The 15,145-nt window shown below is 64.0% G+C and carries 13 protein-coding genes and 1 pseudogene; 4 read left to right on the top strand and 10 right to left on the bottom strand.

Going from position 1 to position 15,145, the window contains the following annotated elements:
- Positions 1–1,187: dienelactone hydrolase family protein (locus ABNU97_RS01745; RefSeq protein ID WP_348765024.1), on the bottom strand; the 1,187-nt coding region annotated here is incomplete at its 3' end.
- A 136-nt stretch (positions 1,188–1,323) separates the two neighbouring features.
- On the opposite strand from ABNU97_RS01745, the gene ABNU97_RS01740 reads away from it, so the two are divergent.
- The 4 genes from ABNU97_RS01740 (at position 1,324) to ABNU97_RS01725 (ending at position 6,213) form a co-directional block, all read left to right on the top strand.
- Positions 1,324–1,749 carry an MbcA/ParS/Xre antitoxin family protein gene (locus ABNU97_RS01740; RefSeq protein WP_348765023.1) on the top strand — a complete coding sequence of 142 codons (426 nt, stop codon included), beginning with the start codon at positions 1,324–1,326 and terminating at the stop codon, positions 1,747–1,749.
- The gene (locus tag ABNU97_RS01735; protein ID WP_348765022.1) at positions 1,746–2,456 is read left to right on the top strand and encodes an RES family NAD+ phosphorylase; all 711 of its coding nucleotides are present in this window, start codon (positions 1,746–1,748) and stop codon (positions 2,454–2,456) included. The genes ABNU97_RS01740 and ABNU97_RS01735 overlap by 4 nt, the downstream gene beginning before the upstream one ends.
- Positions 2,457–2,587: 131 nt before the next feature.
- Complete coding sequence (locus ABNU97_RS01730) at positions 2,588–4,786, top strand: TonB-dependent siderophore receptor (protein ID WP_348765021.1); 2,199 nt, start codon at positions 2,588–2,590, stop codon at positions 4,784–4,786.
- A gap of 32 nt (positions 4,787–4,818) precedes the next feature.
- Positions 4,819–6,213 (top strand): PepSY domain-containing protein, encoded by a 1,395-nt coding sequence (locus ABNU97_RS01725; protein WP_348765020.1) that lies wholly within the window; start codon positions 4,819–4,821, stop codon positions 6,211–6,213.
- On the opposite strand, the gene ABNU97_RS01720 is transcribed toward ABNU97_RS01725, so the two are convergent.
- The 9 genes and pseudogenes from ABNU97_RS01720 to ABNU97_RS01680 all read right to left on the bottom strand — a co-directional run bounded on the left by ABNU97_RS01720 (position 6,210) and on the right by ABNU97_RS01680 (position 15,125).
- Positions 6,210–6,737 (bottom strand): response regulator, encoded by a 528-nt coding sequence (locus ABNU97_RS01720; protein ID WP_348765026.1) that lies wholly within the window; start codon positions 6,735–6,737, stop codon positions 6,210–6,212. The two genes, ABNU97_RS01725 and ABNU97_RS01720, sit on opposite strands and share 4 nt — an antisense overlap.
- A 20-nt stretch (positions 6,738–6,757) precedes the next feature.
- Positions 6,758–8,032: an ATP-binding protein gene (locus ABNU97_RS01715; RefSeq protein WP_348765019.1), complete on the bottom strand. Its 1,275-nt coding sequence runs from the start codon at positions 8,030–8,032 to the stop codon at positions 6,758–6,760.
- A gap of 84 nt (positions 8,033–8,116) precedes the next feature.
- On the bottom strand, positions 8,117–9,013 hold the full coding sequence (locus ABNU97_RS01710) for a DMT family transporter (protein WP_348765018.1): 897 nt from the start codon (positions 9,011–9,013) through the stop codon (positions 8,117–8,119).
- A complete protein-coding gene (locus ABNU97_RS01705; protein WP_348765017.1) occupies positions 9,013–10,872 on the bottom strand; it encodes an ABC transporter ATP-binding protein in 1,860 nt (619 codons plus the stop codon). The genes ABNU97_RS01710 and ABNU97_RS01705 overlap by 1 nt, the downstream gene beginning before the upstream one ends.
- A 172-nt stretch (positions 10,873–11,044) precedes the next feature.
- Positions 11,045–11,206, bottom strand: a pseudogene (locus ABNU97_RS01700) (aldehyde dehydrogenase family protein); the annotation flags it as partial.
- Positions 11,207–11,302: 96 nt separating this feature from the next.
- Positions 11,303–12,463, bottom strand: a complete 1,161-nt coding sequence (locus ABNU97_RS01695; RefSeq protein ID WP_348765016.1) for a branched-chain amino acid ABC transporter permease — start codon at positions 12,461–12,463, stop codon at positions 11,303–11,305.
- A 13-nt stretch (positions 12,464–12,476) separates the two neighbouring features.
- Positions 12,477–13,538, bottom strand: a complete 1,062-nt coding sequence (locus ABNU97_RS01690) for a branched-chain amino acid ABC transporter permease (RefSeq protein ID WP_348765015.1) — start codon at positions 13,536–13,538, stop codon at positions 12,477–12,479.
- Positions 13,539–13,554: 16 nt separating this feature from the next.
- Positions 13,555–14,280 carry an ABC transporter ATP-binding protein gene (locus tag ABNU97_RS01685; RefSeq protein ID WP_348765014.1) on the bottom strand — a complete coding sequence of 242 codons (726 nt, stop codon included), beginning with the start codon at positions 14,278–14,280 and terminating at the stop codon, positions 13,555–13,557.
- Positions 14,277–15,125: an ABC transporter ATP-binding protein gene (locus tag ABNU97_RS01680; protein WP_348765013.1), complete on the bottom strand. Its 849-nt coding sequence runs from the start codon at positions 15,123–15,125 to the stop codon at positions 14,277–14,279. Before ABNU97_RS01680 ends, ABNU97_RS01685 begins: the two co-directional genes overlap by 4 nt.
- Positions 15,126–15,145: the final 20 nt, after the last annotated feature.

Here is a 15,145-nt window from a genome sequence, read left to right as displayed (position 1 = left end):
AGCAGCTTGTGCGCGGTTTCGACGCCGGCGATGGGCAGGCCGGTGGGGTCGAGCTTGCCGATCTGTACCAGCAGGGAGGCCTGATCCCAGTAGATATGCTCGTTGTAGAGCTTGTCGCCGCGAAACGCCACGATCGCCACGAACGGAATCTCGACATATCGGCCGGTCGGCTCGATGCCGGGCAGCAGCCAGTCCATCTCGCAGTCGTGGGTGAAGCAGAGTATGAATTCGTCGACCATGCGATCGACGCCCACCGTGCGCGAGATTGGCTTCATCTGCAGGTCGGCCGGGTTCTTCGGGATGAAGTGGTGCTTGTAGAAGCGCTTGAGATAGTCGTGGCCGGTGCCGCCGGTCATGGTCGGCACATGGTTCACATAGGGCTCGGCGACCATGGTCTTCATGGTTGCGTCGACGTCGCGGGCGGCAAATTCCAGCTCGAAATGGTGGTCCGCAATAGCGGCCAGATCGTAGCGCGGGCCGAGTGCGGCGCGCAGCACGGCCAGCGTGCGCGTATGCGCCAACCGGGCGGCGCCGGGGTTGTAGTGATCGTTGCCCCAGCGGTTGAAGGCATGATCGGCGTTGTCGTAGACGAACACCTGCACGTCCGGGTTGCCGGCAAAGACGCTGCGAATCTTTTCGATGGTTTCGGGCGGCGAGAACTTGTCCAGGCCGCCGAAGTGCAGCGCCATGGGGCATTCGATGGCCTCGGCCAGGTCCAGCGACTCGTCGATGCCCACGCCGTAATAGCCGACAGCGCAATCCACGTCGCACTGAGCAGCCGCCAGATAGGCGAGCTTGCCGCCCAGACAGAAACCGACTACGCCCACATCGCCGCGCCTGGGTTCGGCTACGACTTCATCCATGGCCCGCGCGGCGGCTACGGTGGCGCCGATATCGGCCATGGTGCGGTCGATATCCAGATTCTGGAAATAGCCGAAGGCCTGTTCGAAGTCTTCCGGGCTATAACCCAGTGCGATGCCCGGTTCGAACTGATGAAACAGATCGGGCGCAATGGCGACATAGCCTTCTTCGGCATAGAAATCGCACACTTCGCGGATATGGCGATTCACGCCGAAGATTTCCTGAAGCACGATCACGGCAGGCCCGTGGCCGGCTTCCGGGAGGGCGCGATAGGCGCTGAAACGGCTGCCGTCGGGGGCATCGATCTGAATCGTGTGGGTGCTCATAAATACTGCCTGGCTCATGCAACGACGGGCATTATCGGGCAGCGGCGCATACAGGCCAAACGACGTCGATGCGCGAGCAAGTATCAAATGATCGTAAAATATTATAAAGTGATCATATGATTACTCGGAGTCGGTCATGACATCAGCTGCCGCTGCCCAACACGATGCACGTGCGGATATTCACGACGCCGAACTGCGTCGGCGTATCAGCCCCGGCGCGCTGCGCAGCTGGTTCGGTATCGCCCGGCAGTGGGCGTTGACCGATGTACAGGCGGCGCGCCTGCTCGGTACGCCGGTGAGCACCTATCGGCGCTGGAAACGCGCGCCGGACATCACCCTCGACGTCGGCCAGATGGAACGGTTGTCGCTGCTGCTGGGCATCTACAAGAGCCTGGAAATGCTGCTGCCGCGCGCCGATGCGGCCGACGGCTGGATCAAACAGCCCAACCGCAACGCGCTGTTCGGTGGCCAGACGCCGCTGGAACGCATGCTGGCCGGGCATATCGAGGATCTGGCCGTGGTGCGGCGTCATCTGGACGCCGAACGGGGCGGCTGGGCGTGAGCGGGCTTTCCATCGACAGCTTCGAGCGCCGGCGCGTGCGCTGGCGGCCGAGCTATCGCATCGTGCCGTCGCGCTTCCCGCCCCGCGGTCTGTTCGATCGGGTGGCCGACCCGGCCGACCTGGAGGCCACCTTTGCCGTCGAATCGCTCACCAACGACCGCCTGCGAGACGAGGTGGGCGAGTTGTCGCGGGTGCCGGCGGATGAGCGCATGAGCGGTCCCGGTGCTACGCCGGTCATGGCGGCGTTCACCCACGTCAATCCGGCCGGTTCGCGGTTTTCCGATGGCAGCTTTGGCGTGTTCTATGCGGCAAAAAGCGAAGCCACCGCGGTGCGCGAGACGGTGTTTCATCGCGAGCGCTTTCTGGCTGACAGCGCACAACCCCCGATGACCATCGAAATGCGGGTCTATCAGGTCGCGCTCGACGGCCGTCTGCGCGACCTGCGCGACGAGGCCGCCGCCCAGCCGTTGCTCGATGCGCACAGCTATGTCGCTGCACAGCACTACGGCGTGCAGGTATATGCCGCGGGCGAAAGCGGCATCGTCTATCCCAGCGTGCGCGACCCCGGCGGCGAATGCGTGGCGGCCATGCGGGCCCGAGCGTTATCGCCTGCCGTACAGGGCCGGCACTTCGGCTATATTTGGGACGGCGAGCGTATTACCGATGTGGTCACCCTCGGCGAAAGCGGGATCGCGCCCCACGGCTGATCAACCGCTGGAGTTCAAGCCGGGTTTTTCAGCCTGATCAGTTGTTTGTAGGCCGCCTGCGACAATATGTCTCATGGGCAACGACGTGTGGCGACCCTAAGCTTGCCGGCGCTTGCTCAGGGGAATGACTCATGCGGATTCGTATCGTCGCGGCACTGCCGCGTGCCGGTGTTCTGGCGCTTGGCCTGTCTTTTATCGCCACGCCGGGCGCGGCCCAGCCCGGCGATAGTGCCCACGAAACGCTCGCCCCGTTGACTATCGAAGACAGCGCGCTCGTACCGGCGATTGCCGGCGAAACCGAAGTCAGCAATCGCCTGAATCTCGCCCCCGAGGAATCGCCGGCCACGGTGGAGACGCTGACCCAGGACACCATGCAGCGCCGCGGCCTTGAGACGTTCACGCAAGCCGCGCGTACGTTGCCCGGTGTCACCGGCGGCAATATTCCCGGCTCGCCGGCGTCGTTGTCGATGCGCGGATTTCCGCGCGGCAACGTCAACTATCTGTTCGATGGCATGCGCGCTGCGGATTCCGAGCTGGTCGTCCGCGATTTCGATACCTTCAACTTCGAGCGTATCGAGATTCTCAAGGGCCCGGCCTCGGTTCTGCACGGCGACGGCGGTCTCGCGGGCAGCGTGAATCTGGTGACCAAGAAACCCACGCTCGAGGCCAACAGCGCCGAAGCGCTGGCGAGTGTGGGCAGTTTCAATACGCTGCGTGCCGGCATCGGTGGCAATCGCGTGCTCTCGGATCGTGTGGCGGTACGCGCCGATCTGTCGCATCGCCGTTCAGACGGCTTCATCGACGACAACGACTCGCGTACGATCCAACTCACCACCGGTGTGCTGTTTCAGGCGACCGATCGACTGTCGTTGTCGGCCTCCTACGATTATTTTCGCGACAACTATGCGGCCTCGTATTACGGCGCACCGCTGGTCGCCCGTTCGGTGGCGCGCGATCCCGCCGACATTGTCCATGCGCCGGGCGATCTCGTGCTCGACAAGGCCGAGCGCGATACCAACTACAACCCGCTCAATTCGGTTATGGAGTCGGACAGCCACTGGCTGCGCACACGCGCCGCCTACACGTTTGATGATCGGTGGGAATTCATCAACGAGCTGGCCTATTACACGGCCAATCGCAACTGGGTGGAAACCGACAGCTATACATTCAATCCAGCCACCGGGCTGCTCGATCGCTCGACCGGCCGTATCGCCCACGACCAGGATTTCGTCAGCGAACGTGCCTATACCCACTTCGATGGGGAACTGGCCGGGTATCGCAACCGTTTCACCATTGGCGGCGAATACAAGCACAGCAACTTCACCACGCCGCGGCGTTTTGGCAGCGCGACGTCGGTGATGGTCGCCGACCCGGATCGTGGCCATGTGCCGGGCGATAGCGCGGCCAACTTCGGAACGCGCGTGAACTACGACAGCCAGGTCGATACGGTCGGCGTGTTCGCCGAGAACGCGCTCAACCTCACCGACGACTTCATTGTCGTGGCCGGCGTACGCTACGAGCATATCGATCTGGACCGGCGTATCGACGACCTCGCCGCCGATACGAGCACGACCTTCGGTCGTTCCTTCGATCCGGTGTCCTGGCGTATCGGCGCGGTGTATGAACTCAGCGCCAGCGACCAGCTTTATGCCCAGTTCAACCATGCGGTATCGCCGATCGGCAGCCTGTTGCTCTCCAATACCGCCCGTGCGGCGTTCGATCTGTCGGAAGGCGATGCCATCGAAATCGGCATGCGTAACCAGTTCTGGGACGATCGCGCCACGCTGACCACATCGCTCTACCAGATCAAGCAGAACGATATCCTCACCCAGAACCCGAACAACCCGCAGCAGACACTGCAGGGCGGCAGCCTGCAATCGCGCGGCGTGGAACTGGATGTGGGGCTGGCCCTGACCGAGCGCTGGCAACTGGATGCCAATCTGGCGGTGCTCGACGCGGAATACGCCACGCTCGTCGACGCCAGCGGACGCAATCTGTCCGGCAATACGCCGGTGAACGTGCCAGAGCGCGTGGCCAATCTCAGCAGCTATTACACGCTCGCCCGGCTGCCGTTCACCGTCGGTGTGGATGTGCAGCATGCCGGCGATTTCTATACCGACCAGGCCAATACCATTCGCGTCGATGGGCATACGGTGTTGGGTGCCTGGATCAGCATGCCGCTTGATACGTTCGGCGCAGACGGCACGCTGACCCTGCGCGGGCGCAATCTCACCGACGAATTCTATGGCGAGTGGTCGGGCTACAGCTCGAGCCAGATCTATATCGGTGCGCCGCGCAGCGTGGAGCTCGCCTGGACGGGCGCGTTTTGAGCGTGACCGATCAGCCAGAGACGACGGCGCCCGTGTCGAAAGTACGCCCGGCCGGGCGCTGGTATGCGACGGTCTGGCGCTGGCATTTCTATGCCGGCCTGGTGGTGGCGCCGTTTCTGTTGATCCTCGCGGTCACCGGTGCGATCTATCTGTTCAATACCGAGCTCAACGACGCCATCTATCCGGATCTGATGTTCGTCGACGGCAGCGGCCCGGCGATGCCGGCCAGCCACTGGGTGGCTAGCGCCGAGCAGGCCTTTCCCGGCGCCACAGTGACGCGTATCAACATGCCGACCGGCGTGGGGCGCAGTGCCATGCTGTTCGTTACGCCGGCACAGGGCATGCCGCGGCGCGTATTCGTGGACCCAGCGACCGCCGCAGTATTGGGTTCGTTCGTCTATGAACGAACGCTGGTGGGCATCGCCGATACCGTCCATGGCTCGCTCATGCTGGGCTGGATCGGCGATGCGATCGTCGAGCTGGCGGCCTGTTGGGCCGCGATTCTGATCGTGACCGGGCTATACCTGTGGTGGCCGCGCCGGTCGACAAAAGCCGGCGTGTGGTATCCACGGCTGGCTGCGCGTGGCCGACGTTTCTGGCGCGATCTGCATGCGATTACCGGTATCTATACGGCGGCGCTTATTCTGTTTCTGATTTTTACCGGTCTGCCCTGGGCCGGTATCTGGGGCGGCCAGCTGTTCACGCCGGCCGTCGAGGCGTTGGGGCTGGGCTATTCCGGGGCGCGCACGCCGCCGGCCTCGGTCGCCCCGGCGGCGCAGACGACGGTCGCCGAACGCGGCCGCGGTATTCCCTGGGCGCTCGAAAACGTGGCACCGCCGAACTCATCGGGCGGGCATGCCCATCACGGCGGTGGCGCTTCGCACGATGCAAGCACACTGGCCGCGCCGGATATCGGCGTGGATCGCGTTCGTCAGATCATTACCGAACAGGGCCTGGCCCAGGACTACTGGCTCATGCTGCCGGCTGGCGCAGCCGGCGTGTACAAGGCCCAGACCTATCCCGATCGCCCCCAGGGTCAGCGCACGCTATTTATCGACCGTTACAGCGGCGCGGTGCTGGGCGACATCACGTTTGGCGATTACGGCGTGGCGGGCAAGGCCATCGAACTGGGTGTGGCCCTGCATATGGGCAATTATTTCGGTCTGGCCAATCAGCTGGTCATGCTGGCGACCTGTATCGCGATCGTCCTGCTCGTGGTGAGCGGCTTCGTGATGTGGTGGCGCCGTCGCCCGGCTGGAAAACTGGGCGCGCCGCCACGCCGTGCGCCGCTACGAATGCGCTATCTGGGCGCGATCGTGATTGCCATGGTCGTGCTGTTCCCGTTGGCCGGTGCCAGTCTGATCGTCGTTCTGATCGCGGATCGGCTGCTGCAGCGGCTGGGCTGGCTGCAGGCGCTTCCCGGCTAGAACTTGACCGGCTTCTTGTCGAGCTTGCGCTGGAGAGTGCGCCGGTGCAGCCCCAGGGCACGGGCGGCTTCCGAGATGTTGCCGTCGTGTTCGGCGAGCACCCGCTGGATATGCTCCCATTCCAGTCGTTTCAGCGACATGCGCTCGCCGGGCATGGCGTGCGATGTGGCCTCGCTGTCGCCGGCCAGGGCGGCAAGCACCGTGGGTGCATCGACCGGTTTGGCCAGATAGCCCGCGGCGCCGCGCTGCATGGCAGTCACGGTGGTCGCGATACTGGCATAGCCGGTCAGTACCGTGATCTGCACGCCGGCGACCCGCTCGCACAGCGGTGCGATCAGATCCAGCCCGGAAATATCGCCGCCCAGGTTCAGGTCGAGTAGCACGTGGCTGGGTTGCCAATGCGCGGCCGTTTCCAGCGCGCTATCGGCCGTATGGGCGAGTGCCGTTTCGATACCGCGCCGGCCCAGCGCGCGCGCCAGCGTGGCCGCGAATACCGGGTCGTCGTCGATCAGCAGTACGCGCATGGGCGCATCCCCTGCAGGGCTCACGGCTGGGTCCCTGACGCTGACAGCGGTACGAGCACATGTGTTCGCGTGCCGCCCTCGGGCCGGCGCTTGAGGCTGATTTCGCCGCCGAGCCGCTCGAGACTTACATGCGACACGATCAGGCCCAGCCCGCGCCCTTCGCGCTTTGTGGAAAAACGCAGACGGCCGGCCCGGGCGGTATCGGCATCGGCAATACCGGTGCCTTCGTCATCGATCGTCATAGCCAGACCGTGCTCGTGACGCCGTGCTGTGATGTCGACCCGGTTGCTGGCGTTGTCGCGGGAGGCGTCGGCGGCATTGTTGAGGACGTTGGTCAGTGCCTGGGCAAAGGCCACGTCGTCATCGATCGTCGCCGAGTCCAGGGCCGGGTCGATCGTGACCGTGGCCTGTATCTCCGGACGCATCAGCCGCCAGCGCGACACGATACGATCCAGCGCTGTGGGCACGGCTACCGGCGTATGGGTCGCACCGCGAGCCGGCTCGGCGGCACCCAGTAACTGGTCGATCTGGTATGCACACAGCGCCAGTTGTTGTTCCAGTACGGCAAGGTCGGCCTGCAACGGCGTATCGCGCGCCTCGGTGTCGCGCAGCTCCGATACGATCACCGACATCGTCGACAGCGGCGTACTCAGTTCGTGTGCCGCGCCGGCTGCGAGTGCGCCGATGGCGGTGATCTGCTCGTTGCGCAGCATTTGCTCGCGCGCGGCCGCCAGTGAGCGGTCGCGCCGGCGGACCGCCGACGCCATGCTGCCCACGAACACCACCAGCAGGGCGGCGCTGACGACGAAAGTGGCCCACATGCCCAGCACATGCAGGGTGAAATCGCCGTGATGCCCGGCCATCGACTGCGGATAGAGAAAGCGCATCAGCAGCGCGGTATAGGCACCGCCGGCCAGTGCGGCCACCAGCCAGGCCTGAGAGCGTGCCAAGACGGCGGCCGCGATCGCCACCGGCAGCAGATACAGCGACACGAAGGCGCTGGACGAGCCGCCGGTACAGGCAAGCCAGGCCGTGAGTGCGGCAACGTCCAGCACCAGATGGGCGAGTAGTTCGGCCTGGGTGGCCGGGCGGGCCCGGCGTAGGCTCCAGCCAATCAGTGCATTGATCGCTGCGACCACCGCGCTGACGGCGAGCAGCGCGTCGGTGTCGACACTGATTTGCGATAACGTCGATGCGACGGCCACTGCCAGCACCACGCAGGCGATCGCGCCCCAGCGCAGCCAGTGCAGCCAGGTCAGCAGCCGGATGGGCGTGAGTCGGAAAACAGCCTGCATGCACTCAGATCGGTCGGATCGACCGCCCAGCATAACGGCCGGCGGCGCCGCGCGGCGGTGTTGCGACAATAGGTCGCATGCCGCTCAACGCCCGCCGCGCTCGGCCAGCGTAATACCGCCCAGCACAAGCGCGAGTGCAACCACATGAAAGACATGAAGGTGCTCGCCCAGCAGCGCGACCGACAACAGCGTGCCGAATATCGGCACCAGGTTCAGGAAAATGCCGGCGCGGTTGCCGCCAATCAGCTCGTTGCCGCGAATGAAGGCGGTCTGGGCGACCAGTCCGGGTACCAGCGCCGCGAACGCGACCACGGACAGGCCGATCGCATCCGGCCAGATGATCGTGTTGCTGGCAAACTCCCAGGCCGCAAAGGGCAGTGAGCCGGCCCAGGCAGTGGCGGAGATCACCGCGATGAAGCTCAGCCAGTGCATGGGCGGTTTGATTCGCAGTGCTGCGGTATAGCCGCCGTAACAGGTGATGGCCACCAGCATCAGCGCATCGCCGCGGTTGAGATCCAGCGCGAGCAGGCGTGACAGCTGGCCGCCGGATACGATCAATGCCACGCCGGCCACGGTGATCACGAAACCCAGCAGCTGGCGCGCGGTGATGTATTCCCGCAGCAGCAGAAAGTTGAGCGCAAAGATCACCCCCGGCATGCCGGCCTGCTCGATCACGACATTAATCGCACTCGTATGATTGAGCGCGCTGTAGAGCGCGGCATTGAAGCCGGCGAACCCGATCGCGCCGTAGCCGATCAGCAACGGCGCATGGCGACGAATAACCGGCCAGTCGCGCTTGAGATGGGGCCAGGCGAAGGGCAGGGCGGCAATGAACGCACCGCCCCAGCGCAGATGCGTGAGCAGCAACGGGCTGATATGGCCGACCGCGAACTTGCCGGCCACCGCGTTCAGTCCCCAGGCCAGGGTGGTGGCCACCAGCAGCGGATAGGCAAGCGCGGCCTTGGATGCGAACACGCGCATTACGCCTTGCGCGTGTGATCGGCGGGTGTGATCTGTTCGGCAAGAAAACCGCCGGACTGCATCTGCCACAGGCGTGCATACAGCCCGCCCGCGGCCAGCAATTCGGCATGCGTACCCGCTTCCACGATCGCGCCTTCGTCGATGACGATCAGCCGGTCGAGTTCGGCAATGGTGGACAACCGATGCGCGATTGCGATCACCGTCTTGTTCTGCATCAGGCGATGCAGGTTCTCGGTGATTGCGGCCTCGACCTCGGAATCCAGCGCCGAGGTGGCCTCGTCGAGCAAGAGAATCGGCGCGTTCTTGAGCATGACGCGGGCCAGTGCGATGCGCTGGCGCTGGCCACCGGAAAGCTTCACGCCGCGTTCACCCACCATCGCGTCCAGACCGCTTTGGCCCTGGGCATCGACCAGATCGTCGATGAAATCGCGCGCATGGGCAGCAATGAGCGCGGCTTCCACCTCGGCATCGCTGGCGTCGGGCCGACCATACCGGACGTTGTCGCCCACCGAGCGATGCAGCAGCGCCGTGTCCTGGGTGACCATGCCGATGTTTTCGCGCAGCGAGGACTGAGTGACCGCCGAAATATCCTGGCCGTCGATGGTGATGGTGCCGGATTCCACATCGTGAAAACGCAGCAGCAACGACAGCAACGTCGACTTGCCGGCGCCGGACCGGCCGACGAGGCCGATCTTTTCGCCGGGGGCGACGGCTAGCGAGAGATTCTCGATCACGCCCGTGCCCCGGCCATAGTGAAAGCCGACGTTATTGAAGGCGATCGCGCCGTCGCGAACGGTCAGGCGCTCGGCGTCGGGGGCATCGACCAGGGCCTGGGTCTTGGAGAAGGTGGCCATGCCGTCGCGCAGCGTGCCGATGTTCTCGAACAGCTGCGAGACTTCCCACATGATCCATTGCGCCATGCCGTTGATACGCAGCACCAGGCCCAGCGCGGCCGCGATCGCGCCGGCGCTGATCAGCGTCGATTGCCACAGGGTGATGCCGAGCGCTGCGACCGCGATCAGCAGCAGGGAATTGAGCAGATACAGGCTGGCATAGAAGCCGTTGACCTTGCGCATCTGGGCATAGACCGTGCTCAGGAAGGTCTGCATGCTCTGGCGGGCGTAATCGCCTTCACGTTCGGTATGGGCGAACAGCTTGACCGTGGCGATATTGGTATAGGCATCGACCACGCGCCCGGTCATGGCCGCGCGTGCATCGGCCTGGCGCTCGGCTACCAGGCCCAGGCGCGGCACGAAATAACGCAGCAGCGCGATATAGCCGGCCAGCCAGAACAAAAACGGCACGGCCAGACGCCAGTCCGCGCCGGCGACCAGCACCACGATGCCGGTGAAATACACCGCCACGTAGAGCATGACGTCGAGAAACTTCATCACCGTTTCGCGTACCGCGAGCGCGGTCTGCATGAGCTTGGTGGCGATCCGACCGGCGAATTCGTCCTGAAAGAAGGTCAACGACTGGCTGAGCAGCCAGCGATGCACCGACCAGCGAAACCGCATCGGAAAATTGCCGGACAGCGCCTGGAACGTGACAAGCCCCTCGATGAAGACCAGCAGCGGCAGCACAACCAGGATGACGAAGGCCATGCCGGTCAGCGCGAGCGCGTTGTCGGCCAGGAACGTCTCGCGCGGCGATGTCGCGAACCAGTCGACGATATGGCCGAGGAAGGCGAACAGGGAGACTTCGATGACCGAAATGGCTGCGGTCAGCAGCGCCATGGCCAGCAGCAACGGCCACACCGGCTTCGCATAGAAAGCGATATAGCGCAGCAGGCTGTCGCGGGGCGGCGTACGGCCGTCGTCCGGGAAGGGCGCGACCAGGCGTTCGAACAGACCAAACATGGGCGAACGGGGCGACGAGGCGCCGGGTTGCGAAAGGCGCGCCAGTCTAGCGTATGGATGTCGTGTCGGCAGCCGTTGCCGCGTTCGGCCTGCCTGGGCATTGCGGCGCCGATCGCCAGGGCGCGATCGAGCGCGCCATGGCTACGCTCGATCGTCCGCGGTCTACCCGGGGCTAGAACAGACCCTGAGCCTGGGTCGAATAACTCACCCGCAGGTTCTTGGTCTGCTGGTCATGATCCAGAATCATCTTGTGGGTTTCGCGGCCGAACCCGGATTCCTTGTAGCCGCCGAAGGCGGCATGGGCCGGGTACGGGTGGCAGCAATTGCGCCAGACATGCGCGCGCCCTGGAGCCAAGAGCCCGGCCTTTTGTCAAACGCATGTTGGTCTGCAAACACTTCGCCGGCGGTGGCGACTGGGCATCGCCGATATTCAGCCCTGGGCTGACGAGCGCTTGGCGGACCAGATCCGCAGTTGGCCGACGATACCCGACGGGAAGAAATAGACGCTGAGGATGAACAGCAGCCCGAACCACAGCAGCCAGCGATCCGGGTTGATGAGTTCGGCGATGAGCGTATCGGCTGGTACGAGCGCGTCGAGTTGCTTGAGCAGGTCCTGGAGATAGTTCTGTGCCAGCAGAAAAAGCACCGTGCCGATGACCGCGCCATAAAGCGTTCCCATACCGCCGATGACGCACATCAGCAGGATGAAGATCATCAGCTCGAAGTTGAGCGTGTTTTCCGGGTTCACATAGCGATTCAGCAAGGCGAACAGCACCCCGGCGACGGTGGCCAGCAGCGCAGACACAACGACCACGGCGGTGCGATACAGCACGGTGCGATAGCCCAGTGCCTGGGCCCGGAATTCGTTTTCCCGAATGGCCTGCAGTACCCGCCCGAACGGCGAATTGACCATGCGCAGCAGGAAGATGAATACCGCGATCATGGTCGCGAATGCGATGTAGTAGGTCAGGTGTCGACCGCTCAGGCGTACGCTGAACAGCGCCTCGTCGAAGGCTTTTCCGATTTCGCCGGGGCTCGACAGGACGGCCGCAATAAAGCCGAACAGGTTGAAGCCGGGCAGCTTGAAGTCGAAGGGGCGGAAAGCCGGGCCCAGTTCGCGCGGGCTGCGTACGGCCAGACCGTCTTCACCGCCGGTTACGTTGTAGAGCTGGGTCACCAGGCTCAGGAAGGCGAATGCCACGGCCAGCGTGACCAGTGCGAAGAAGATGGCCTTGACGCGCAGCGACAGCAGGCCGAGCAAGAGTGAGAGCAGTAAACTCGCCACCAGCGCACCGACAATGCCGATCAGCAGGGCGCCGTAACCGTTGCCGTAGTGATCGCTGGCGATGGCGATACCGTAGGCTCCGATGCCGAAGAACATCGTATGGGCGAACGATACGACATGGGTATAGCCGAGCATCAGATCGTAGGATGCAACCACGATGATGAACACGCACATCATGCCCAGCATCGAAAACGTGCGAATGCCGTCGAACAGGAACGGCCCCAGAGCCAGCCCCAGGAATATGAGCAGCAGCGCCGCGCTCAGCACAGGGCTGCGCGGGTAGTCGCCGGAAAACAAGCGGTTCAAAACGGCGGCTCCTCTAAAGTTTGATGACCGGAATCAGGCCCTGCGGGCGCCACATGAGCACGGCCACCATGAGCGCGACCGTGGCCACGGCTGCCAGCCGGGGCTCCAGATAGCCGACATACAGATTGACCAGCCCGACCAGCACGGAGCCGTAGAAACAGCCCTTGATCGAGCCCAGCCCGCCGAGAATGATGACCACGATCACCGAGATCATCAGTTCGTCGCCCATATGCGCGGTGATGATTTCCCGGTACATGGCCCACATGGCGCCGCCGAGTCCTGCCAGTGCCGAGCCCGCGATGAACACACCCAGAAACAGCAGACGAATGCGATAGCCCTGAATCTCCACCATTTCGCGGCTTTCGACGCCCGCACGGATGAGAATGCCCACACGCGTACGCTCGATGATCCAGCTCAACAGCGCGTAGATCGCCAGCCCCAGCACCACGGCGATGAGGCGGTACTTCTCCAGCGCAATGCCGCCGGCAATCGGCAGCCACTCCGGCAGGAACACTGCGCCCTTGAGGGCGTCGGGGCGCGGTACCGGCAGTTCGTTCGAGCCCCACACCACCTGGATGAGTTCCATGATGATGATCGAGCCGCCGACGGTGACCAGGATCTGCTTGAGATGATCGCCGTAGACCGGCCGGATGATCAGGCGCTCGAAGACCAGGCCGAGCAGGCCCGCGACCAGTAGCGCGAAGCCGAATGCCGGGGCGATCGCGACCAGATTCACCCACAACGACGGCTGATCGGCCTGTGCGCTCAGCCAGATCAGCACGCTGGCGCCGGCAAACGCCCCCAGCGAAATGAAGGCGCCGTGGGCCAGATTGAGCACGTTCATCAAGCCGAAGGTCAGCGTCATGCCGGATGCCATGAGAAACACCATCGCGCCCATCGCCAGGCCGCTGATGGTCAGCACGACCCATACCCGTGGCTCCATCAGGGCGAGGGCGGCCAGCATCATGGTCAGCAGGATGAAGATATGCGGCTTGTCATGCCGAAAGGCATTGAAGCGCGCGATTGCACCCGTGGGCCCGGTCGGTTCGTCGATGCGCACGTCATCCGCGGCCATGCTCAGGCTCCTGTGTTCATTGATGTTCACCCATGCCCAGCCCCAAGAGCTGGTGCTGGAGATCGTCGTCGTGGGCGAGGGTGGCCATGGACCCGGACCAGACCACGCGGCCGTCATTCATGACCGCCGCCGATTGACCGAGCCGACGAGAGAAATTGAAGTTCTGTTCGACCAGCAGGATGGTCACCTGCTGGCTTTTGAGCTGTTCGAAGGCGTCGGCCAGATCGTCGATAATCGCCGGTGCGAGCCCTTTGGTGGGTTCGTCGATCAACAGCAGTTCGCGCGGCTCGATGATGGCGCGGGCGATAGCCAGCATCTGTTTCTGACCGCCGGACAGGTTGCCGGCCGGTTTGTCCCAGAACCGCTTGAGCGGCGGGAACAGGTCGACGATCCAGTCGAGCCGGGCCGGATCCATCGCACCGCTGACCGCCGCAAGAATCATGTTCTCGCGTACCGTCAGCAGGCTGAATATGCCCATGTTCTCGGGTACGAACGCGATGCCGCGGCGCACGATACGCGGCGTGCTCTGGCCGGTGATGGACTGGTCGTGAAAACGAATATCCCCGCCGGTGACCGTGGTCAGCCCCATGATCGTGCGCAGCGTCGTACTCTTGCCGGCCCCGTTGCGCCCGAGCAGCATCGTCAGTTCGCCCTTCGGCACGACCAGGTCGACGCCGTGCAGGATGTGGTACTGGTCGATATCCGCGCAGACCTGATCGAGTGAAAGCAGCGTCTCGCTCATGACTGTGCGCTCCCGGCTGCGGCGGGCTGTTCGGGGCTCGCGCCCAGATAGACCTGTTGTACGACAGGCGATGCGATCACCTGCGCGGGTTCGCCGTCAGCCACCCGTTCGCCGTTATGCAGAACGACGATGCGATCCGATAACGAACGCACGATATCCATCTTGTGTTCGACCAGCAGGATGATCCGGTTCTGCTGTTTCTTGATATCCGCGATCAGGTCGAGGATGACCGGTACTTCGTCCACGCTCATGCCGGCGGTGGGTTCGTCGAACATGAAGACCTTGGGTTCGAGCGCGAGCAGCAATGCCACTTCCAGCTTGCGCTGGTCGCCGTGGGGCAGATTGGCCACCGGTGTATCAGCGCGTTTGCCCAGGTTGACCTGCTCAAGATAGGCCGCTGCGCGATCGGTGATATCGCGTCGCGCCGCGGCCCTTTGCCAGAAAATATGGCCAATTCGATAGCGTGAGGCCACGGCAAGGCGCACGTTTTCCAGCGCGCTCAGCCCGGGAAACAGATTGGTGAGCTGGAACGCGCGCCCCAGGCCCTTGTCGGCTCGCGCCGGGGCGCCGAGTGACGTCAGGTCTTCGCCGAACAGGCGCACGCTGCCGGCGGTGGCGGACAGCTGCCCGGAAATGAGGTTGAACAGCGTCGTCTTGCCGGCGCCGTTCGGGCCCACGATCGAGGTCAGCGTGCCGGGATGAAATGCGCAGGACACTTTGTTGACTGCGGTATGCCCGCCAAACGTGATGCTCAGATCGCGGATTTCCAACCCGGCCTGATCCGCCGCCGAGGGCGCGTCGGCAGTCGCTGCATCGTGCGCGCCGTCAGAACCGTTTTGTTGCATGCCTGGCCTGTCGATAGTCG

This window comes from uncultured Salinisphaera sp. (assembly GCF_964012375.1).
In the GTDB taxonomy this organism is placed as follows: Bacteria; Pseudomonadota; Gammaproteobacteria; order Nevskiales; family Salinisphaeraceae; genus Salinisphaera.
Note: the sequence above shows the minus strand (reverse complement) of the source record. Positions and strands in the feature narration are given on the sequence as shown.